The organism is Tersicoccus mangrovi, from assembly GCF_036881825.1.
In the GTDB taxonomy this organism is placed as follows: Bacteria; Actinomycetota; Actinomycetes; order Actinomycetales; family Micrococcaceae; genus Tersicoccus; species Tersicoccus mangrovi.
This window is the reverse complement of record NZ_JBAJMW010000010.1, coordinates 1-21159: the sequence shown is the minus strand read 5'-3', so window position 1 is coordinate 21159 and position 21159 is coordinate 1. Positions and strand designations below refer to the sequence as shown.

Annotated in this window: 21 protein-coding genes and 1 riboswitch; of the genes, 11 read left to right on the top strand and 10 right to left on the bottom strand. The window is 72.5% G+C overall.

Annotated features, from left to right (window positions below):
- Positions 1-69 precede the first annotated feature (69 nt).
- Positions 70-1389 carry an ATP-binding cassette domain-containing protein gene (locus V6N00_RS16040; RefSeq protein WP_334233927.1) on the top strand — a complete coding sequence of 440 codons (1320 nt, stop codon included), beginning with the start codon at positions 70-72 and terminating at the stop codon, positions 1387-1389.
- Entirely contained in the window at positions 1389-2237 is an 849-nt protein-coding gene (locus V6N00_RS16035; protein ID WP_334233925.1) for an ABC transporter permease, read from the top strand. Before V6N00_RS16040 ends, V6N00_RS16035 begins: the two co-directional genes overlap by 1 nt.
- Positions 2238-2352: 115 nt before the next feature.
- On the opposite strand, the gene V6N00_RS16030 is transcribed toward V6N00_RS16035, so the two are convergent.
- Both V6N00_RS16030 and V6N00_RS16025 read right to left on the bottom strand, forming a co-directional pair.
- Positions 2353-3453, bottom strand: a complete 1101-nt coding sequence (locus V6N00_RS16030; RefSeq protein ID WP_334233923.1) for an NADH:flavin oxidoreductase/NADH oxidase — start codon at positions 3451-3453, stop codon at positions 2353-2355.
- 121 nt (positions 3454-3574) lie between these two features.
- Positions 3575-5074 (bottom strand): hypothetical protein, encoded by a 1500-nt coding sequence (locus V6N00_RS16025; protein WP_334233921.1) that lies wholly within the window; start codon positions 5072-5074, stop codon positions 3575-3577.
- A gap of 85 nt (positions 5075-5159) precedes the next feature.
- On the opposite strand from V6N00_RS16025, the gene V6N00_RS16020 reads away from it, so the two are divergent.
- The 5 genes from V6N00_RS16020 to V6N00_RS16000 all read left to right on the top strand — a co-directional run bounded on the left by V6N00_RS16020 (position 5160) and on the right by V6N00_RS16000 (position 9048).
- Complete coding sequence (locus tag V6N00_RS16020; RefSeq protein ID WP_334233920.1) at positions 5160-5969, top strand: CPBP family glutamic-type intramembrane protease; 810 nt, start codon at positions 5160-5162, stop codon at positions 5967-5969.
- 164 nt (positions 5970-6133) lie between these two features.
- On the top strand, positions 6134-7174 hold the full coding sequence (locus V6N00_RS16015) for a threonine aldolase family protein (RefSeq protein WP_334234073.1): 1041 nt from the start codon (positions 6134-6136) through the stop codon (positions 7172-7174).
- Positions 7175-7328: 154 nt separating this feature from the next.
- The gene (locus V6N00_RS16010) at positions 7329-7832 is read left to right on the top strand and encodes a DUF456 domain-containing protein (protein ID WP_334234071.1); all 504 of its coding nucleotides are present in this window, start codon (positions 7329-7331) and stop codon (positions 7830-7832) included.
- Between the two features lie 116 nt (positions 7833-7948).
- Entirely contained in the window at positions 7949-8515 is a 567-nt protein-coding gene (locus tag V6N00_RS16005; protein WP_334233919.1) for an NUDIX hydrolase, read from the top strand.
- A complete protein-coding gene (locus V6N00_RS16000; protein ID WP_334233918.1) occupies positions 8512-9048 on the top strand; it encodes a metallophosphoesterase family protein in 537 nt (178 codons plus the stop codon). The genes V6N00_RS16005 and V6N00_RS16000 overlap by 4 nt, the downstream gene beginning before the upstream one ends.
- A 570-nt stretch (positions 9049-9618) precedes the next feature.
- On the opposite strand, the gene V6N00_RS15995 is transcribed toward V6N00_RS16000, so the two are convergent.
- The 8 genes from V6N00_RS15995 to V6N00_RS15960 all read right to left on the bottom strand — a co-directional run bounded on the left by V6N00_RS15995 (position 9619) and on the right by V6N00_RS15960 (position 16816).
- On the bottom strand, positions 9619-11007 hold the full coding sequence (locus V6N00_RS15995; protein WP_334233916.1) for a molybdopterin molybdotransferase MoeA: 1389 nt from the start codon (positions 11005-11007) through the stop codon (positions 9619-9621).
- Complete coding sequence (locus V6N00_RS15990) at positions 11004-11459, bottom strand: DUF6457 domain-containing protein (RefSeq protein ID WP_334233914.1); 456 nt, start codon at positions 11457-11459, stop codon at positions 11004-11006. The genes V6N00_RS15995 and V6N00_RS15990 overlap by 4 nt, the downstream gene beginning before the upstream one ends.
- Positions 11456-12397, bottom strand: coding sequence for a molybdenum cofactor guanylyltransferase (gene mobA / locus V6N00_RS15985; RefSeq protein WP_334233912.1), 942 nt, complete (start codon positions 12395-12397; stop codon positions 11456-11458). Before mobA ends, V6N00_RS15990 begins: the two co-directional genes overlap by 4 nt.
- Positions 12397-12654 carry a MoaD/ThiS family protein gene (locus V6N00_RS15980; RefSeq protein ID WP_334233911.1) on the bottom strand — a complete coding sequence of 86 codons (258 nt, stop codon included), beginning with the start codon at positions 12652-12654 and terminating at the stop codon, positions 12397-12399. Before V6N00_RS15980 ends, mobA begins: the two co-directional genes overlap by 1 nt.
- 2 nt (positions 12655-12656) lie before the next feature.
- Positions 12657-13742 carry a GTP 3',8-cyclase MoaA gene (gene moaA / locus V6N00_RS15975; protein WP_334233909.1) on the bottom strand — a complete coding sequence of 362 codons (1086 nt, stop codon included), beginning with the start codon at positions 13740-13742 and terminating at the stop codon, positions 12657-12659.
- Positions 13743-13784: 42 nt separating this feature from the next.
- Positions 13785-14330, bottom strand: a complete 546-nt coding sequence (locus tag V6N00_RS15970) for an acyl-CoA thioesterase (protein ID WP_334233907.1) — start codon at positions 14328-14330, stop codon at positions 13785-13787.
- Positions 14331-14501: 171 nt separating this feature from the next.
- A complete protein-coding gene (locus tag V6N00_RS15965; protein WP_334233906.1) occupies positions 14502-15686 on the bottom strand; it encodes a lipase family protein in 1185 nt (394 codons plus the stop codon).
- Between the two features lie 494 nt (positions 15687-16180).
- Positions 16181-16816: a TetR/AcrR family transcriptional regulator gene (locus V6N00_RS15960; RefSeq protein ID WP_334233905.1), complete on the bottom strand. Its 636-nt coding sequence runs from the start codon at positions 16814-16816 to the stop codon at positions 16181-16183.
- 130 nt (positions 16817-16946) lie between these two features.
- Between V6N00_RS15960 and V6N00_RS15955 the strand changes: the two genes are divergently transcribed.
- The 4 genes from V6N00_RS15955 (at position 16947) to V6N00_RS15940 (ending at position 20858) form a co-directional block, all read left to right on the top strand.
- Entirely contained in the window at positions 16947-18623 is a 1677-nt protein-coding gene (locus tag V6N00_RS15955; RefSeq protein WP_334233903.1) for an FAD-binding dehydrogenase, read from the top strand.
- Between the two features lie 106 nt (positions 18624-18729).
- A complete protein-coding gene (gene modA / locus V6N00_RS15950) occupies positions 18730-19533 on the top strand; it encodes a molybdate ABC transporter substrate-binding protein (protein ID WP_334233901.1) in 804 nt (267 codons plus the stop codon).
- A gap of 73 nt (positions 19534-19606) precedes the next feature.
- Positions 19607-20419, top strand: a complete 813-nt coding sequence (locus tag V6N00_RS15945) for a molybdate ABC transporter permease subunit (RefSeq protein WP_334233900.1) — start codon at positions 19607-19609, stop codon at positions 20417-20419.
- Between the two features lie 48 nt (positions 20420-20467).
- A riboswitch (guanidine-III (ykkC-III) riboswitch) is annotated at positions 20468-20532 on the top strand.
- An 11-nt stretch (positions 20533-20543) separates the two neighbouring features.
- A complete protein-coding gene (locus tag V6N00_RS15940) occupies positions 20544-20858 on the top strand; it encodes a DMT family transporter (protein WP_334233898.1) in 315 nt (104 codons plus the stop codon).
- Positions 20859-21159 lie beyond the last annotated feature (301 nt).

Sequence of the window (21159 nt, the reverse complement as noted above, 5' to 3'; positions counted from 1 at the left end):
GTGAACGCTGTACACACGGCGTCTGTCGTCCCTAGGATTGCCACAACTCCTGCGACAAACCGTTCGGGCGTGATCCGCCCGGCGACGATCACCGAGGACGCCATGGCCACGATCGAGACCCGCGGCATCACCAAGACCTATTCCTCCCGCTCCGGCCCCGTCCACGCCCTCACCGGCGTGGATCTGACCGTGGCGCAGGGCACCGTGCGCGGCCTGCTCGGCCCCAACGGCGCCGGCAAGACCACCGTCGTCAAGGTGCTCACGACCCTGATCCGGCCCGACGCCGGATCCGCGACCATCGACGGCATCGACGTCATGGCGCACCCGCAGCAGATCCGCAGCATCATCGGCGTCTCCGGTCAGTACTCCGCCGTCGACGAGAACCTCACGGGCCTGGAGAACCTCGAGATGGTGGGGCGGCTCTACCACCTGGGCCGCACGCAGGCACGGGCCCGCGCACGGGAGCTGATCGACGTGTTCGGCCTGGCCGAGGCGGGCGACCGGCCGGTCAAGGGATTCTCCGGCGGCATGCGGCGTCGCATCGACCTGGCCGGGGCGCTCGTCATCAACCCGCAGGTCCTGTTCCTCGACGAGCCGACCACGGGCCTGGACCCTCGCAGCCGGCTCGGTCTGTGGGACGTCATCCGGGACCTGGTCGGCGGTGGCACGACCGTGCTGCTGACGACGCAGTACCTCGAGGAGGCCGACCAGCTGGCGGACGCGATCTCGGTGATCGACGCCGGCCGCGTGATCGCCGAGGGGACGGCCGACGAGCTGAAGGCGCAGGTCGGCGGGCACCGCGTGGCCGCGACGCTGGTCGACCCGGCGGACATGGCCGTCGTGCGGGCCATCATGGCGCGGCACGGCAGCGGTGAGCCGCGCGTCGACCCGGCGGGGCGGCAGGTGGACGTCGCTGTCGAGCACGGTCCGGTCGCCCTGCAGCGGGTGCTCGCGGACCTGGACGCCGCGGGGGTGCGGGTGCACGACGCCGGGATCCGCCGCCCCACGCTCGACGACGTCTTCCTCAAGCTGACCGGCCATGTGGCCGAGGAGGCGGAGGACGAGGACGAGCAGGACGGCGACGGGCGTCGGCGTCGTCGCCGGGGTGGGGCCGGGACGTCGTCTCCGGACGGCGCCGGACCCGACCGTGCCGACGCGGATCGTGCCGGCTCGGACGGGAGCGAGCCGGACGACACCCGTCGCGCTCGCGGCGGAGCCGTCGCGGGCGCCACGACCGGCATCGCCGGCCCGGCGTCGTCGAACGGTGACGGCTCTCGGCCGCGCCGTCGGGCGGGGGAGGGCGCCACGGTCGACGGGTCACCGGACGGCACCGGTGCACCGGATCACCAGCGGGAACGGGCCCGGCACCGGGCCGGAGCGGAGCGATGATGAGCGCGATCACGACCACCGCGGCGGGCACGTTGACCCCCACGGTCACCGGGGGCCTTCCGACGCTGCTCGCCGACGGGTGGACCGTCACGTGGCGGAACCTGCTGAAGATCCGCCGCACGCCGGACATGCTGATCTTCGCCGTGCTGCAGCCGATCATGTTCGTGCTGCTGTTCAGCCAGGTGTACGGCGGCTCGATCCGGGTGCAGGGGACCGACTACACGCAGTTCCTGATGGCAGGCATCTTCGGGCAGACCATCGTGTTCGGCGCGACGTTCTCCGGTTCGGCGATGGCGCAGGACCTCAAGGAAGGCATCATCGACCGGTTCCGCACGCTGCCGATGAGTCCGGCCGCCGTGCTGATCGGCCGCACCAACGGCGACCTGGTGCTCAACGGCATCTCGATGGTGATCATGATCCTCACCGGGTTCCTCGTCGGCTGGCGCTTCACGACGTCGGTGTGGTCGTTCCTCGGCGGGGTCGCCCTGCTGCTGGTGTTCGGCTACGCGTTCAGCTGGGTGATGGCGCTCATCGGGATGTCCGTGCGGTCGCCCGAGGCGATCAACAACGCCTCGTTCATGATCTTGTTCCCGCTGACGTTCATCTCCAACGCGTTCGTCCAGTCGCAGTCGCTGCCCGGACCGCTCGAGTTCTTCGCGAACTGGAACCCGGTGTCGGCGCTCGTGCAGGCGGCCCGCCAGCTGTTCGGCAATCTCGGTTCCGCGCCGGTGCCGGACGCCTGGCCGATGCAGCATCCGGTGCCCACGGTGTTGATCGGCTCCGCGGTGCTGCTCGCCGTCTTCGTCCCGCTCTGCGTGCGGAAGTTCCAGCGGATCAGCTCCCGCTGAGCCGGCGCCGGCGATCGTCCCGCCCTCGCTGACTGGTCACTCGATGACGGTTCCGCGGCGGGTTGCGCCGGGAAACCGACAGGTAGTGACCAGTCACCGAGGGTGGAGGCCGGGATCAGTAGACCCGGGACGGGGAGACGCGCTCGTACTGGGGCACCCACGGCAGGTCGTAGCCGAGCCGATAGGCGGCGCGCAGCCACCAGCGGGGGTCGGCCAGCGCCGCGCGGGCCACGGTGATGACGTCCGCCTGGCCGGAGAGCAGGATGTGCTCGGCCTGCACGGCGTCGGTGATCATGCCGACGGTCGAGGTGGGCACCTTGGTGTCCCGCCGGATCCGCTCCGCGAACCCGGTCTGGTAGCCGGCGCCGCCGCGCACCTTCGGGGCGCCGAGGTTGCCGGCGGAGCTGACGTCGACGAGGTCGACGCCGTGCTCGTGGGCGAGGGTGACGAACCGGGACGAGAACGTCAGGTCCGCCTCGATGTCCTCCCAGTCGGTTGCCGAGATGCGCATCAGCAGGGGCATGCCGTCGGGGATGGCAGCGCGGACGGCGTCGATCACGGCCAGCGGCAGCCGCATGCGGCCGTCGTCGTCGCCGCCCCAGCCGTCCGTGCGGTCGTTGACCATCGGGCTGAGGAACTCGTGCAGCAGGTAGCCGTGCGCGGCGTGCAGTTCGACGGTGTCGAAACCTGCGGCGACGGCGCGGCGGGCCGCGGCGGCGAAGTCGTCGACGACGGCGAGGATCTGCTCCTCGGTCATCGCGGTCGGGGCGGCATACCCGTCGAACGGGGCGTCGGTCGGGGCGAGCGTGGCCCAGCCGTGCTCGGACTCGGGCACGGAGCCGTGCTGACCCGCGAACGGGGCGTAGGTGGACGCCTTGCGGCCCGCGTGGGCGAGCTGGATGCCGATCTTCGTGTCGATGCCCTGCGTGTGGACGAAGTCGACGATGCGGCGCCATGCGTCGGCCTGCTCGTCGTTCCAGATGCCGGCGTCCTGCGGAGAGATCCGCCCCTCGGGGTTGACGGCGCTCGCCTCGGTGATGATCAGCGCGGCGCGGCCGAGGGCGAAGGCGCCCAGGTGGGCCAGGTGCCAGTCGGTGGGAACGCCGGGTGCGGCGACGGGGTCGCAGGAGTACTGGCACATGGGCGCCACCCATCCGCGGTGGGCCAGGGTCAGGTCGCGCAGCGTGATGGGTTCGAACAAGGCGGGGACGGTCACGGTTCCTCCGATTCGCAGATGACGGGCTTCTCCCTCGTGCCAACGAGGGGTCGCCGTCAGGCATTCCATGGGTGGCCGTGATCACGCGCCGCGGGCCCTCCGATCGGTGGCGTCTGCTCGCTCAGCCGGCCAGGTGATAGGCCGACCAGCCGTGGCCGACGGTCGAGCGGCCCCCGGTCGCCGGGAACGAGGACAGGGTCCCGTTGCCCCAGCGGCCGAGCACGCCGCGGGTGCCGGTTCCTGCGAACGCGTAGACCGGGGTGATCGCGGTGATGCCCTGCCACCCGGTGCCGATGACCCGCCGTGGTTCGGACACGAAGCCGCCCGCCGCCGTCCCCCGGTACAGCACCAGCCGGCCGTCCGCGTGCCGCGCCAGCACGTCGGCACGCCCGTCGCCGTCCCAGTCCACGAGGGTCAGGCCGAGCCCCTGCCAGCCGCTGCCGATCCGGTGGCCGGCCGCCAGGCCACCGCCCACGGCGACCGGGTACGCCGTCATCACGCCGGTGGCGTCGTCCCGGGCCAGGACGGCGCGGGAGGAGCCCCACCGGCCGGCGACGACGGTACGGCCCGTCCACCCCCGTGCCAGCACCCGGCCGGAACCGATTCCGCCGGACGCCGTGCCGGGATACACGGACAGGGTGCCGTCGCGGAACAGCGCGACGACGTCGAAGCGGCCGTCCCCGTCCCAGTCGACCAGGTGGAACGAGCGCACGTTCTGCCACCCGGTGCCCAGCGACCGGCGCACCGCCAGCGTGCCGTTGCCCTGCGCCGGGTAGTTCCAGAGCACGCCGCCGGCGTCGACGGCGAGCAGGTCGCCCGCGCTGCGGATCGCCGCCGTCGTCGTCGGCACGAGATACCGGGCCGCGCCGTCGCCGGCGGTCGTGGTGCCGAAGAGGTCCGACGCGGCGCCCATGACGATCCGGTCACCCGGCACCGCGCTCTGCAGCAGTCGGGTGACCGCCCACAGGTGGGTCGAGATGCAGCCGGCCGATTTCGTCCAGCCGGCGTGGAAGAAGATGGCGAAGGACGCGCCCTGCCGGGTGTCCATGTCGGGGCGGCGGTTCCAGTTGATCACCGCGGCCTGCTCGTAGTAGCCCTCGTTCATGAAGGTCCACAGGTTCTCGTCGGACTCTCCGCCGGTGCCCTCGAAGTACTGGTTGTAGGTCGCTCCCCGTTCGCCGCCCCACCGGCTCGTCGGCTTGACGGTGTGGTAGGCGAGCCGGGTGCCGGGGTTCGCCCGACCGAGCGCCTCCGTCATCGTGAACGATCCGGTGGGGGACCGGAACGTGTCCTCCCAGGCGGCGTTCGGGGCCGAGAAGCCGTTGACGCCGGCCCAGCCGTCCGTCGCCCACTGCTTCGCGTACCCGGTCGCCGTGCGGGCGCACTGGGTGATGGTGACGTACGAGCTGTTCCGGTCGGCGGCGACGGCGAAGGTGACCCGTGCCGCGCCGTCCACGTTGAAGCGGACCCGGTTGGCGTTGAGGGTGGCGCACGGATCCGCGGGACCGGCGGCGGCCGCTCCGGATGCGCTGACGAGGTCCGCGACCAGCGCGCCACCGAGGAGGCACACGACGGCGAGGATGGTGAGACCGGCGCGGAACGCCGCGGACAAGGTGTGCACGAGTGCCCTCCCCGGACAGTGGTGCGCGGCATCGGTTGAGACCTGTTCTCATCGTAGCCGCGTCCGGTCCGGGCAGAATGGCGGCATGGAGGGACGGAGCGAGCGGCACGGGTGGAGCGTTGCGCTGGTGCCGGCCCTGCTGGTCTGCCTCTCCGGCTTCTTCCTCTTCGCCCTCGAGTGGCGGCCCGTGGGCTACCTGGCGATGGCGGCCGGCATCGGGCTGTACGTGTGGCTGGACCGGCTGCTCCTGCGCGACCTGCTCCTGATCGCCGTCGGGCTCGTGATCGTCTCGACCGTCTCGGTGCGGGCCGACGTCGGCTGGGTCAACATCGCTCTGCTCGGGACGGTGCTGACGATGGCCGTCGCCGTCCCCTACCTGCTCTCCCGCTTCGGGTACGGCGACCACGCCGTCCGCTTCCGGTGGCTCTCGGGGCAGCGGTGGACGCGGGGGATGATCGCCTACCTGGTGGCCGTGCCCGCAATCGGCTGGGTGGTGCTGCCGGTGTACTTCGTGCGCAGCGGCGCGTACCTGAACTGGCCGCCGCTGGCCGACGGCACCGAGGTGGGGCGCTTCCTCGTCGGCGTCACGTACATGGGTTCGTGGGACGAGTTCTTCTTCATCTGCACCGTCTTCGCGCTGCTGGCCCGGCACTTCTCGTTCTGGCACGCCAACGTGCTGCAGGCGATCGTCTTCGTCAGCTTCCTGTGGGAGCTCGGGTACCAGGCGTGGGGTCCGGCGCTGACCGTCCCGTTCGCCCTGCTGCAGGGGTACCTGTTCATGCGCACCCGCTCGCTGCTGTACGTGCTGTGCGTGCACCTCCTGTTCGACGTCGTCGTGTTCCTCTCGATCGTGCACGCCCGCTACCCGGAGGCGCTGCCGATCTTCTGGACGTGACGGCGAGGCGTGCGGGAGCCGGCGACTTGGGGGAATCGTGCGGCATCGGTCACAGTAGGAGCGTGACTGAAACTCCGCGCGTCGCGCACGGCTCCGAGGCCAGCGAGCACTCCGAGGCCGACTTCGCCCCCCTCTCCACCAGCGATCAGGCACTCGGCAGCGACCTGCCCCCCGGGCACGCCCGGACCTTCGCCTCCGACAACTACGCCGGCGTCCACCCCGAGGTGCTCGACGCCGTCGTCGCCGCCAACACCGGCCACCAGATCTCCTACGGCGAGGACGAGTACACCGAGCGCCTGCAGGAGGTGCTCGGCCGGCACTTCGGCACCCCGACGTTCGCGTTCCCCGTCTTCAACGGCACCGGTGCCAACGTCGTCTCCCTGCAGTCGCTGCTGCCGCGCTGGGGCGCCGTCGTGTGTGCCGAGACCGCGCACATCAACGTCGACGAGAACGCCGCACCCGAGCGGGTCGGCGGCCTGAAGCTGCTGACCGTCCCGACGCCCGACGGCAAGCTCACGCCCGAGCTGATCGACCGCCAGGCGTGGGGCTGGGGTGACGAGCACCGGGCGCAGCCGCTCGCCGTCTCCATCACGCAGACCACCGAGATGGGCACCTGCTACTCCGTCGAGGAGATCCGCGCCATCGCCGACCACGTCCACGAGCGCGGCATGAAGCTGCACCTGGACGGAGCCCGGCTCGCCAACGCCGCCGCGACCCTGGGCGAGGGGCTGCGCGTGTTCACCCGCGACGCCGGGGTGGACGCCATCTCGTTCGGCGGCACGAAGAACGGCCTGATGTTCGGCGAGGCCGTCGTCGTCTTCGACCCCGAGCTGGCCACCGCGCTGCCGTACCTGCGGAAGATGGACATGCAGCTGGCGTCGAAGATGCGGTACATCTCCGCCCAGCTCGTCGCCCTGTTCGAGGGCGACCTGTGGCTCACCTCCGCGCGGCACGCCAACGCCATGGCGCAGCGGCTGCGGGCCGGCGTCGAGGCGCTGGACGGGGTGCGCGTCACCCAGCCGACGCAGGCGAACGCCGTGTTCGCGATCCTGGACCGCGATGTGGCGGAGCGGCTGCGGGCCCGCTTCCGGTTCTACGACTGGGACGAGCACACGGGCGAGGTCCGCTGGATGTGCGCGTGGGACACCACCGAGGCCGACGTGGACGCGTTCGTCGCCGCGCTCGCGGAGGAACTCGCCCGCTGAGGTCCCGGCCGGCCCGGGCGCTTCCGGTGGATGCTCGATCCGCCCGGCCGGCCCGGGCATCCGCGCACCGGCGCGCACGACGGCGTGAGACGATGCGGCCATGATCCCGGCTGCGCTGTCCCCCCTGACGACGGTCGCCGTCGAGGCGCCGCCGATGACGGCGGGCCAGGTCCTCGCCACGGTGATCGTCGGCGTCGTCCTGCTGGTGGGACTGATCGGCATCGTCGTGCCGGTGCTGCCGGGCAGCATCCTCATCGTCGTCGGCCTGCTGATCTGGGCGGCCACCCTCGGGTCGGCGACCGGGTGGGTCGTCTTCGCGGTCGGCACGCTGCTCGCCGCCGCGGGAATGTCGGCGAGCTGGGTGCTGACCGGACGCCGGCTCAAGGCTCGGCAGATCCCGAACCGGTCCATCCTGGTCGGGCTCGTCGCGGCCGTCGTCGGGGCGTTCCTCATCCCGGTGGTCGGGCTGCTCGTCGGTTTCGTCGCCGGGCTGCTGCTGAGTGAACTGGTGCGTCAGCGAGATCTGCGGGCGGCCCTGACGACGAGCTGGGCCGCGGTCAAGGCCACGGGCCTCGGCATCCTCGTCGAGTTCGGGTGCGGCTGCCTGGCCGTCAGCGTGTTCGTCATCGGGGTGTGGGTGCAGGCCGTCGCGGGCTGAGCCGGACTGCTTCCGATTATGCGCGTCCGTCAGCGGGCCGTTCGAGCCGGTTGACCGAGCCGCCGCGGGGCGTCATCGGGCCTCCGCGGATCGCATCGCAGGTGAGACGCTGGAGCATGGCCGTCCCCGAGATCCACTTCTGCCGCCGTTGCGGCCACGCCGTCGAGCAGCGCGTCCCGCCGATGGAGGACCGGCTGCGGGCCGTGTGCCCGAACTGCGGCTACATCGACTACGTCAACCCGATCAACGTCGTCGGCACCGTCCCGGTGTGGCAGCACGAGGACGGTCAGCCGCGCATCCTGCTGTGCCGGCGGGCGATCCAGCCGCGGCGCGGGTACTGGACCCTGCCGGCCGGTTTCATGGAGGTCGGGGAGACCGCGGCCGAGGGCGCCGCGCGGGAGACCCGGGAGGAGGCGGGCGCGCACATCGAGCTCGAGGGACTGTTCTCCGTCCTCGACGCGGTGCACGTGCGCCAGGTGCACCTCTTCTACCGGGCGCGGCTGCTCGACCTGGACCTCGAACCCGGGCCGGAGACGATCGAGAACGCCCTCGTGCGCATCGACGAGATCCCGTGGGCCGCGCTGAGCTTCCACAGCGTGCGCCGGGTGCTGCAGGACTGGGTCGCCGACCACCGGGCGGGTGCGTTCGGGGTCCACACGGGCACGGTGGAGCACCGGCGGTGACTTCGCTGCGGGTGCTGGTGCTCTCCGACACCCACGCGCCGCGCTTCTGGAAGGGCGTGCCCGACGGGCTGCGCGAGCCCCTCGCGGCCGCCGACGTCATCCTGCATGCCGGGGACGTGTGCACGCCGGCCGTGCTGGACGACCTGGCCGCGCATGCCCCGCTGCACGTGGTGCGCGGCAACAACGACGGCGAGGACGTCGCGGCGTGGTCGGGGAGCGGGGCCGGTGTGCCTTCCCGCGGTGTCCCGGAGACGCTCGCGCTCGACCTCGCGGGACTCGTCGTGGCGATGATCCACGACGCCGGGCCGAAGCAGGGCCGCGACCGGCGGATGCGGCGCCGCTTCCCGGAGGCGGGCCTCGTCGTCTTCGGCCACTCGCACATCCCGCTCGACGAGCCGGCCGGGGCGGTGCACCTGTTCAACCCGGGGTCGCCGACGGACAAGCGGCGCCAGCCGCGGGCGACCTACGGGGAGCTGCTGATCGAGGACGGGGTACTCGTGCGGCACACGATCGTCCCGCTGCCGTCGCGCTGATCCGGGTTCGGGCTGCGGGATCCGGCGGATCGTTCCGGGCCGCGGTGGAGCTCGGTCGCGACATGCGGCGATCCGATGGCTGCACCGAGTGTGACGGGCGGGACGGGTGTGGCGCCGAGGACGTCCCAGCAGTCACTTGCGTCCCACTCGGTGTAGCCCTTGCATCGCGACGGTCCGGGAGGCGACCGGTCCGCATCGTCGGTGACCAGTGGCCACAGCGAGTGGGACACCCGGGATGGGTGAGGCGTCTTCGGCGCCCCGACAGTCACACGCGTCCCACTCGGTGTGGTCCGTGATCCGCACCGGGTGGGGAGCGGCGCGTGAGGCGGTCGGCCGGTGCGGCGATCCGACGGCTACACCGAGTGTGACGGGAGGGACGGGTGTGGCGCATTCGCGGCCCCACCAGTCACACGCGTCGCACTCGGTGTAGCCCTTGCATCGCTGCGGTACCGGAAGCAGTACCGGCCACGACCGCTGCCCTGCGAGATCCGTCTGATCAGGTTCGTTGCTCGATCGAGAGGCCCGGCCGGCTCAGACAGGTTCGTTGCTCGATCGGGAAGCGCGGCCGGATCAGATACGCGGGCCCTCGACGCGGACCACCGGCTTCACCGGCGCCGGCCCATCGCCGCACGTCTCCGGGCCGTCAGGGGTCGGCGAATGCTTCAGCGTGCCGCCGTCGGGGGTGCCCGGGGTTCGGCTCGCCGTGACGCCCGGCCATCCCGCGTCGACGTGCTGCCGGGTCCACGGCAGGGCGACGGCCTCCGCCTCCCGCCACGCCACGAGCCCGCGCGGCGGGACGACGAGCACGACGTCGGCGTCGGCGAGGCCGCGCAGCATCCCGGCTCCGTAGTGCCCGCACGGGGTGACGCCGTCGGTGCCGGACACGCGCCGGGCCGGGACGAGGCGGGTCGCGCGGCCGGGCGGCAGGTCGACCGCGCTGCGGGCGAGGACCGAGCCGGGCCGCGGCCGGCCGAGCAGCCCGGCGAGGACCGGCTGGGCGAGCGTGAGCAGCGTCAGCATGGCCGCCAGGGGATTGCCGGGCAGCGCGACGACGAGCGGTCCGCCGCCGGGCAGCCGCGCGAGTACCGCGGGATGGCCGGGCCGGACGTCGATGCCGTCGATGATCAGCTCGGCACCCAGGTCGATGAGCCCGGAACGGACGTGGTCGGCACGGGACCGCCCGGTGCCGCCGGTGGTGATGACGACGTCGGCCGTCGCGGCAGACAGGGCCGCGGTGACGGAGTCGCGGTCGTCAGGCAGCCGGTCGACCGCGGTGGTGAGGCCGCCGAGCAGGTTCACGACGGCGGGTAGCTGGGGGCCGAAGGCGTCACGCACCTGTCCTGCCGCGGGCAGACCCGAGGTGATCACCTCGTCGCCGGTCAGCAGCGCGGCGACGGTCGGGGTCGGCCGGACGGTCAGGGTGTCGGCGCCGACGACGGCAGCGAGAGCGATGTGGGCCGGGGTCAGTACCTCGCCGGCGGCGATCAGCACGTCACCGGCGGCCGCTTCCTCCCCGGCGGGGCGGATGTGCGCGTTCGGCGGTACGGGAGCCGGCCCGACGTCGACCAGCACGGCGGTTTTCCGGTCGCCCGTTCCGGCGAGGTCGTCGATGCGGCCGTGCTCGCTGCGCAGGACGGCGGTGGTACCGGCCGGGACGGCTCCGCCGGTGAGGATGGGGACGGCGTCGCCGGCCTGAAGCTCGGTGGCCAGGCTCCTGCCCGGGTCCGCGCCGAGCCGCCACGGCCCGGTGCCGGCGACGGCCCAGCCGTCCATCGCGGAGGACGCGTAGTGGGGCAGATCGGCGGGGGCGGTGAGGTCGGCGGCGAGGGGGCAGCCGAGCGCCTCCGTGACGGGGACGGCGCGGGCCGGGAGCAGCGGTGCGGCCGCGTGGGCGATCGCGCGGGCCTGGTGCCAGGTGACGTGCTGGTGGGCGGTGGGGGGCGTGGCGTCGCCGCTCACGGAGCGGGCTCGCCGGGGGCCGGGCGCGTCGCGTCCTGGCCGGTGCCGCCATCACCCGGACGTCCGCTCGCGGCTCCGCCCGCCGGGTCGGTTACGGGGTCGCTCGCGGCTCCACCCGCCGGGTCGGTTACGGGGTCGCTCGGAGCATGCTCGGCGGGCGTGGCGTCGGCGGCAGCGCGCTCCGCGGCGACCGTGTCCGCGAGGCGACGGGCGGCGTCGGCGTACACGTCCATCTCCGTTCCCGGGCGCCCGGACCCGCCGTTCGCGGCCGCGAGCCCGGCAGCGAAGCCGACGATGTACGTGGTCAGTGGTGCGGCCGGCCGGATGACCTGGTGGGCGGCGACGCCGGCGAGACCGAGGATGTCGTCGACGGGCACCTGCTCCAACGGGACGCCCAGCTGCTCCGCGAGCCGCCGGGCCCAGTCCTGCAGGATGTCGTCCTTCTCGCTCATGCGTCCTCCTCGGCTCGCTGGTCCGGCGAGTACGGCAGCCGCACCCCGGTCCGGTGCGCATCCTCCACGGTATCGACGTCGGCGCTCGCCGCGCTCGTCAGCGGCACCTCGGCGGCGTGGAGGCCGCCGGTCAGCTCCCGCATCGAGGCGCCGGTGAGGTGGCCGCGAGCGACGGTCAGGGCGGCGACGGACGCCTCGAGTCGACCGCGGCGGTAGGCGGCGGTGAGCGGCTGGCGGCGCCCGTCGGGGTCGACGCCGACGACCGCGTCCACCGTGCCGTCGGCCGACCGCATCGCCGACCGCACCGCGGGCAGCAGCGCGGCGACGGCGTCGGCGGGGTGGACCAGGTCGCAGGAGAGCAGCAGGACCCAGGCGGCCGCTTCGGAACCACCGGCGTCGAGATCCGTGGGACCGAGCGCGGCGAGACCGGCAGCCGTCGCCGCGGCCGGGCCGCCGAACGGCGGGTCCTCCCGCACGAGACGAACGTGGCGGTCGAGGAAGAGGACGTCGTGATGAGTCCCTGCCGGGAGCACGGCGTCCGGCCCGACGACCACGATCGTCCCCGTGCCCGTCCTCGTTGCTGTTTCCCCGCCGAGCACCGCGCCGCGGACCGCGTCGAGCGTGCGGTCGAGCAGCCGCCGGCCGTCCAGCGTCAGCGCGGCCTTGTCGACGCCGCCGAGCCGGGAGCCGCGTCCGCCCGCCAGCACGATGGCGTCCACGGGCAGCGCCCCGAGGTTCCGTCCGCCGACCGGTCCGATGTCGGTGTGCGCCCCGGAATCGGACCGATCACCGCTGTGGTGCCGTCCGCCGTCGCCGGTTCCGGCGTGGGTCAGCGCGGCGGAGTCCTGCCGGCCGCCGTCGCGGAGTCCGCCGCCGGTGTCCCCGCCGTCACGCGCACCGCCGCCGGCGGACCCGTCACCGGCCGGGGGAGTCGTCATCACCCGCCGGCGAAGGGCGGCAGCACGTCGAGCGCGCCGGCGCCGTCGAGCACCCGTGCGTCGTCGCGCACGGCCACGCCGTCGACCAGGAAGGAGGAGCGGGCGAGCACGTCGTCGAGCACCGGCTGTCCCGGCACCGCCGGGTGCGCGGCGCCGAGCCGCTCCTTGAGGGCGCCGAGCGTGAGGCCGGCGGCGTCGACCGACTCCGCGGCCGTGCCTGCCGCGGCGGCCGCCCCGGCGTAGTAGTTGACCTGCACGCTCAGCCGCCGATCGCGCTCATGGAGCGGTCCGGCTGCACGTAGCCCGAGGCGTCCAGTCCCTCGGCTCCGGGGGAGTCGGTACCGTGCGCGAGGGGCTTGAGCCACATCGCCTGGCGCCACCGCTGGGCGATCTGCGCGTCGTCCGCGCCGCCGCGCAGCAGGTGGAGCAGGTCGATCTCCTCGTGGGAGAACAGGCAGCTGCGCACCTTGCCGTCGGCGGTGACCCGGGTGCGCTTGCAGTCGCCGCAGAACGGCTCGGTGACCGAGGCGATGATGCCGAGGGTGCCCCGCAGCGCCGGGTCCGTGCGGGAGACCGCGTGGTACCGCTCGGCGGGAGCGCCGTCGCGCTCGGCCGGGTGGGCGGTGAGGGCGAAGTCCTGCTCGACGAGCGCCCGGATCTGCGCGGCGGTGATCATGGTGTCGCGCCGCCAGCCGTGATCGGCGTCGAGCGGCATCTGCTCGATGAACCGGAGCTCGTACCCGCGGGCGAGGCACCAGCCGGTCAGCTCGCTCGCCTCGTGCTCGTTGACCCCCCGCATGAGCACGGCGTTGATCTTGATGGGCGCGAGCCCGGCGTCGTCCGCGGCGGCGATGCCGGCCAGGGTCCGTTCGAGCAGGTTGCGACGGGAGAGAGCGGCGAACGTCTCGGGGCAGAGGGTGTCGAGGGAGACGTTGATGCGGCTCAGGCCCGCGTCCCGCAGACTCCGGGCGCGGCGGTCGAGGCCGACCCCGTTCGTCGTCAGGGAGATCGGCAGGTCCGGGTGGCGGTGGCGGACGCCCGCGATGACGTCCTCGAGGTCCTTGCGGATGAGCGGCTCCCCGCCGGTGAGCCGGAGCTCGACGACGCCGAGGTCGTCCACGGCGATGTCGACGAGCCGGGCGATCTCCTCGGCGGTGAGCAGCTGCCGGCCGGGCAGCCAGTCCATGCCGTCGGCGGGCATGCAGTAGGTGCAGCGCAGGTTGCACTTGTCGGTCAGGGAGACGCGCAGATCGGTGGCGACCCGGCCGTACTGGTCGGTCAGGCCGCCGTGATCCGGCACGCCGGCGGTCGGGAGGACACGCGGGATGCCGAGGGACACTGCCATTCGTCCATGCTACGGGTCGACGTGATCAGGGTGCTGCGGATGTCACCAGACGTGCGGTGCGGGCTTGCGGGTCGACGGCAGCGCGGTCTGCTCGCGCCACGCGTGCAGCCAGGCGGGCACCACGCGGTCGGCCGGCATCGGATCGCCGATCACGGCCAGGATCTCCTCGTTGGGCACGGGGCCGGACCGGGAGACGAAGCGGGTGGCCTGGTACGCGCGCACGTAGATCTCCCCGTCGGCGACGACGCGCTGTTCGACGTAGATGCACCGCTCGTCCAGGCCGAGGATCTTCGTCTCCTGGGCGAACCGCTTCCCGAGCACGACGGACTTGCGGAACGTGATGGTCTCCGCCTGCACCACGGGCGACCAGCCGCGCTCGCGCATCACGTCCCAGAAGCCGGCGCGCACCATCAGGTCGAAGCGGCCGAGGTCGAACAGCGAGAAGTACATGCCGTTGTTGATGTGCCGGGCGATGTCGATGTCGGTCAGCCGGGCGCGCATCGGCAGCGTCGCGGTGTCCCAGATGGACAGCCTCGGCCGCCGACGGGAGACGATGAGCCAGTAGAGCGTGCGGAGCAGCAGGTGCATGAGTCAATGCTACTCGCCGGTAACTTAGTGGGGCAGTCGGTCGATCGTGCCGTGCCGAGAACACGGGGTGGGATCGACGGCCTCTCCGGGCGGCGGTCGTCGCGGGTCGAGGGGTGCTGACAGCCGGCAGCCCACCGATCGGCGATGCTGGGCTGCCGGGCCGTGCAGTTCCTACCCCAGCCGCGGCAGCGCCGCGCAGTTCCCCGAGGTCGGCTTTCCGTTGAAGCGATCGGTCACCCAGGCGGTGGCGGCCAGACCGTCGGCCAGCGCGACCGCGAGGTGGTTGACGGCAGTGCCACCGCTCGAGGTCAACTGCAGGACCGGCACGTAGTCCACGGTGGCCCCGGCGGCGCACCAGTCGGCCGCCAGCTGCCTCGCCTGAGCATGATCGACGGCGTCGTCGCGCGTCCCGGTCACCACCCGCGTCGGCACGGTCGGCGCCATCCGCCCGAGTCGCTGCCCGTCGACGTACGCGGCGGCTGCGGGTTCGCGGGCGAGTACGGCCGAGATGGGCTCGCCGGACACGGTCCAACTGCTGGTCCGGGTGTAGCCCTGCCGGACGGACGCGTCGGGCAGGCATTCCGTGGACAGCGCCTTCAGGGTGTCCTTCCCGTGGGCGTTGAGGTTGCGGTCGAGCATGGACGCCACCACCGGCGAGCTCTGCGCGAAGCCGTTCATCGCCCACCCGATCGCGCCCGTGAGAATGGTGCCGTCGATCCCCTTGAGCACCCGGATCAGGTCCGCCGGCGGGGCGCCGCTGTAGCCGGCGACGAGGGGCAGGTCGGGGGCGTAGGAGGGTGCGAGCTCGAGCGCCGCCGCCGAGGCCTCCCCGCCCTGCGAGTAGCCGAAGGTGGCGACCTTCGACTGCGGAGTCAGAGAGGTGCCCGGCAGGGACCGTGCCGCGCGCGCCGCATCGAGCACGGCACGGCCGGAATCGAGGCGGTTGACGTACGTGTGGAGCCGATCGGTGGTGCCCAGTCCCGCGTAGTCGGTGAACACGACGGCGATGCCGCGGCTGAGCAGTCGGTACGCCGAGAGGATCTCGTAGTTCGCGCTGACCGTCTCGGACGTCAGGATCAGCGGCCGTTCCAGGCCGAGAGACGGGGCGCACTGGTCGCCCTGCCCGAGGGTGCCCGCAGCGAGTGTGACCAGCGGGCGCGATCCGCCGCCGAGCCACGGGGCCGTCGGCTCGAGGTAGGTCCCCGTGACGGCGGTCGGCCGGTCGTTGCTGTCGGTCGAGGTGTACATCAGTCGGGTGGCCCGTCCGGGCAGCGGGCCGGTGAGCCCCGGCAGGCTCAGGCGGATGCCGAGGCTCAGGGGCTCGGTGCGCAGCAGCACACCCGGGGTCGCGGGCACGGTGGCCGGCGGATCGTAGAACGCGGGGATCGTGACACCCCCGCTCTCAGCGGCTCGAGGGGGAGCTGCCGTCAGGGTGCCGGTCGTCAGCGCGAGAGCGACGGCGACGGCTGAGGTGAGGGTGGCGGCGAACGGGCGTCGTCTCCTGCTGATGGCCTTTCGAGTGGCAAGAATCGTGAGATGAATCACACGAGTGGCTGCCACCCTAGAACGCGAATCCCCTCGTGTCTACCGGTCAGTAGGTTCCATGATGCGGAATCGCAGACGGGGCGAGGCGACGGGTCGACCCCGTCGTGGGGCCGATCCCGTGACCCGGTCGTATCGCGCGGCCGGTCTTCCAGCGTTGCGTCGCCGGGCTGGTCGCCGGTCCGTTCGCCGGTCCGGCCGTGCTGGCGCTCTCCGCCCCCGTGTCCCCGTGGACGTGGCCGCGTTCGCCGTGAGCCAGGGTGTCGCGCTGCGGCGGATGGCGCAGCACTCGGCCTGACTGTGGTCCCTCAGCCCTCCAGTGGGCGGGTCAACGAGAGGACGACCGCGGTGCACACGAGTACCCTCAGGCGGCTCGGGTCCTCGTCGGTCTCGCTGTTGGCGAGGGCGCCGTTGTGAGCGGCGACGACGGCCCGGGTGAACTCCTTCGCGTCCACGGTCGGCGTGAGGCCGACCTGGCGAAGCGTCTCCATCACCACGACGGAGAGGGCGTCGAGGAACCGGTGCTCGTGTTCCTCGAACAGGTCACGCAGGCACGGATCGAAGCGGGCCTGGGAGGCGAAGCCGATGCGGATGCGCAGCCACTCGATGTCGAAGGGGATGGCGGCGATCACGGTCTCGACGGCGCTCCGGATGCTTCCGCCGTGCATCGCCGTGGTGTCCGCCGCGACCGACGTCAGCCGGTCGAGCAGGCGGGTCTGGCGGTCGCTGTAGATGCCGAAGATCAACTCGTCCACCGACGTGAAGTTGGAGTAGAAGGCGCCGCGCGTGTAGCCGGCCCGGCCCGTCACCGAGTCGACGGTGACGGCGCTGATTCCCCCGTCGAGCAGAATCTGCTCCGTGGCCTCCAGCAGACGACGGCGGGTCTCGGTTCGGCGTCGAGGCACCCTCCCGGTCGGCGCCACGGTGTTCACGCTGTCCTTCAAGCGATCCATCCTAGCGGGGCGACCACTCGCGGCGGGGAGGCCGTTCGTGGCTCCGTTTCGATACACGCTGTACTGAGTACAGTGTGAACCAAGGCGTCGACTCGAACACCGGGGTGCAGGAGGAACGGTCATGGATGCGGATGTCATCATCGTCGGTGCTGGTCTGGCGGGGCTCGTCGCGAGCAACGAACTGGTGCGGGCCGGCAAGAAGGTGCTGATCCTCGACCAGGAGAACGCCGCGAACCTCGGCGGGCAGGCGTTCTGGTCCTTCGGGGGCATCTTCATGGTCGACACGCCGATGCAGCGCCGGCTCGGCGTGAAGGACTCGCTCGACCTCGCCTGGCAGGACTGGCAGGGATCAGCCGGCTGGGACCGGCTCGAGGGCGACCATCCGGAGGACGAGTGGGCGCAGCAGTGGGGCCGCGCCTACGTCGAGTTCGCCGCGGGCGAGAAGCGCCCGTGGCTCCAGGAGCAGGGCGTGAAGTTCACCCCGCTGGTCGGCTGGGCCGAGCGCGGCGACTTGTCGGCGCGAGGCCACGGTAATTCCGTCCCCCGCTTCCACGTCCCCTGGGGCACCGGGACGGGCATCTCCGAACCCTTCGCCGACAAGGCGCGGGAGGCGGCGAAGGCGGGCAGCGTGATCTTCCGCTTCCGTCATCGCGTCGACCGGCTCGTCTTCCAGAACGGCCGCGTCACCGGAGTCACGGGAGCCGTGCTCGCGCAGGACGACGCCCCTCGCGGGGCCCCGTCGAATCGGGACCGGGTCGGCTCCTTCACCGTCACCGCGCAGGCCGTCGTCATCGCGACCGGAGGCATCGGAGGTAACCACGAGCAGGTCCGCAAGTGGTGGCCCAGTCGCCTCGGCACGCCTCCCCGGAGGATGATCACCGGCGTCCCGGAGCACGTCGACGGGCGCATGCTCGACATCGCCACCGAGCAGGGCGTGCGGCTCGTCAACCGCGATCGGATGTGGCACTACACCGAGGGGCTGCAGAACTGGAACCCGATCTGGCCCGACCACGCGATCCGCATCCTCCCGGGTCCCAGCTCGATGTGGTTCGACGCGCGCGGCCGTCGGCTGCCCGTCCCGGGCCTGCCCGGCTACGACACGCTCGGCACCCTGAAGATCCTCCGGGCGACGCCGGACATCGCCGAGTACGACTACTCCTGGTTCATCCTCGACCAGACCATCATCAAGAAGGAGTTCGCCCTCTCGGGCTCGGAGCAGAACCCTGACATCACCAACCGCGACCTCGGCCTGCTGCTGCGCAGCCGGCTGGGCCGCACGGCACCGGGGCCGGTCGAGGACTTCAAGGAGCACGGTGCCGACTTCGTCGTCGCCGACACCCTGCCCGAGCTGGTGCGGAAGATGAACGACCTGACCGGTGACGGGCTGCTGGACGAGCAGCAGCTGGAGACGCAGATCAGAGCCCGGGACAACGAGCTGGTGAACCCGTACTCGAAGGACGCCCAGACGATGGGCATCCGGAACAGCCGGCGCTTCCTCGGGGACCGCCTCGCGCGCGTCGCCCGGCCGCACGCCATCCTCGATCCCGCGCACGGCCCGCTCATCGCCGTCCGCCTGTGGATCGTCACCCGCAAGACCCTCGGCGGCATCCAGACCGACCTGGCGGGCCGGGCGCTGAACACCGCCGGTCAACCGATCGAGGGTCTCTACGCCGCCGGGGAGGCCGCCGGGTTCGGCGGTGGGGGTGCGCACGGCTACAACGCACTCGAGGGGACGTTCCTCGGCGGATGCATCTTCACCGGACGCACGGTGGGCCGTTCCCTGGCCGGTGCGGTGTGAGCCACCCCGACGGACGGCTCAGCGGGCTCGACCGTCGTCCGAGGACAGCGCGCGAGAGGCGGTCATCGGCGATGTGGGCGTGCTTGCGCGCCCCTAGCATGGGGACATGACGCCCCGCTCGGCCCGTGCCGTCGTCCTGCCCGTCCGTGCCCTCTCCGTGGCCGCCGCGCTGCTGCTGACCGCGTGCTCCGCGACGCCGGGCACCTCCGGGTCGACGGGGTCGGGCGGCAGCCAGTCGACCGGGCAGCAGACCGTCACCGTCTTCGCCGCTGCGTCCCTGACCGACGTCGGGCCGGAGCTCGCCGAGGCGTACAAGGCGAGCCACCCCGGCGTCGAGGTGCGCTTCAACCTCGCGGGCAGCCAGGCGCTGGTGAGCCAGCTGATCGCCGGGGCCGACGCCGACGTGCTCATGACCGCCGACCAGGAGTCGCTGAAGCCGCTCGCGGGCAAGGACATCCTCGCCGTCGACCCGACCGTCGTCGCCGTCAACCACCTCGTGCTCGCCGTCGACCCCTCCGCCGGCATCCACGGCCTCGCCGACCTCGCCCGGGACGGCGTGCGGACCGCGATCTGCGCGCCGGACGTGCCCTGCGGCCGCGTCAGCCAGCAGGTGCTGCAGAAGGAGAGGATCACCCCCTCGGCGACGACCGAGGAGGAGAACGTGCGCGGCGCCCTCACCAAGCTCACCTCCGGCCAGGTCCAGGCCGCCCTCGTCTACCGCACCGACGCCACTACCGCGGGCAGCAAGGTGCGCATCATTGACCTCCCCGAGGCCGGCGGCAACCCCTATCCCGTCGCCCTGACGAAGGACGGCGCGGCGCGTCCGGCCGCCACCGCGTTCGAGACGTGGCTGACCGGTCCCGAGGCCCGCGCGATCCTGCACCGCGCCGGCTTCGACGCGCCGTCGTGACGACTCCCCGGCCGAATCGCGGCGGCGCGCTCGTCGCTGCGACCCCCGCCGCCGACCACGACGGCACGCGCGCATGAGCGCACGTCTTCGCCTTCACCGGGCGACGACGCCGGCGTGGCTGTGGGCACCGTTCGCCCTCGTCCTCGCCCTGACGGTCGGCCCGATCGCCGGCCTGCTGGTCAACGTGCCGTGGGGGCAGCTGCCCGGGCTGCTGGCCGAACCCGAGGTGCAGCGCTCCCTCGCCCTCTCGCTCGGCACCGCGGCCATCGCCACCGGGCTGTGCGTCGTGCTCGGCGTCCCGGTGGCCGTCCTGATGACGCGGCTGCGCGGCACCGCCGTGGACCTCGCCCGCGGCGCCCTGCTCGTGCCGCTCGTGCTGTCCCCGGTGGTCTCCGGCCTGGTACTGCTCTTCTTCTGGGGCCGGTACGGGCTCTTCGGTTCGCTGCTCGACACGTTCGGCATCCGCGTCGGCTTCAGCCCGGCCGCCGTCGTCATCGTCCAGGTGTTCGTCTCCCTGCCGTTCTTCATCGTCTCGGTGATGACGGCACTCGCGGGCGTCGACGAGGAGCTCGAGCTCTCGGCCGCGACCTGCGGCGCCTCGGCCAACCAGGTCCTCCGGTACATCACCGTGCCGCTCGCGGCGCCCGGGATCCTCGTCGGCACCCTGCTCTCCTTCGCCCGCTCGCTGGGGGAGTACGGCGCGACCATCACCTTCGCCGGCAGCATCGACGGCCAGACCCGCACGCTCCCGCTGCAGATCTCCCTGGCGCTGAACTCGGCGCGGCCGGACCAGGCGCTCGGGGTGTGCCTCATGCTCGTGACCATCTACGTCGTCGTCATCGTCGCGGCCCGGTACGCCGGCCGGCTGGCGTCGCTGTGGCGGTGACGGTGGCCACCATCCGTTGCCGGGAACCGCGGGGCGTGCGACTCTGAGACGGAGCCCGCGACGGGCCACCGGACGAGGGGTGCCGTACCCGGAGAGCGACAAGACGGCCCGCAGGAGGGACGCCATGTCGTGGATCATACTCGTGATCGCCGGGGTGCTGGAGGCCGTGTGGGCCGTGGCGCTCGGGCGGTCGGAGGGCTTCTCGAAGCCCGTGCCGACGATCGTCTTCGGCGCCGGACTGATCGGCAGTATGGCCGGTCTCGCCTGGGCGATGCGCGACCTGCCGACCGGCACCGCGTACGCCGTGTGGGTGGGCATCGGGGCGGCCCTGACCGTCGCCTGGGGCATGCTGACCGGCGCCGAACCCGTCTCCGTCATCCGGCTGCTGCTCGTGGCCGGCATCGTCGGCTGCGTGATCGGCCTCAAGCTCACGTCGTGAGGCGCCGCCCGCAGATTTCTCGAGTGGACGGGTGATGCGGTGGTCGGGGTCGACGGCGACGTCGTCCGTCCACTCGGCGTCGCGGACCGTCTCGAGTGGGCGGGTGATGCGTTCCCGCGGTCCGACGGTGACGTCGTCCGTCCACTCGGCGACGCGGTGGTCTCGAGTGGGCGGGTGATGCGTTCTCGCGGGTGGCCGGTTCAGGGGGTGAGTGCGACTGTGGCTATCAGTTCGTCGAGTGTCTCACTGGGGGTGGCTCCGTGGAGGATGACGCGGGGGCGGGCGTTGAGCATGTCCTGGA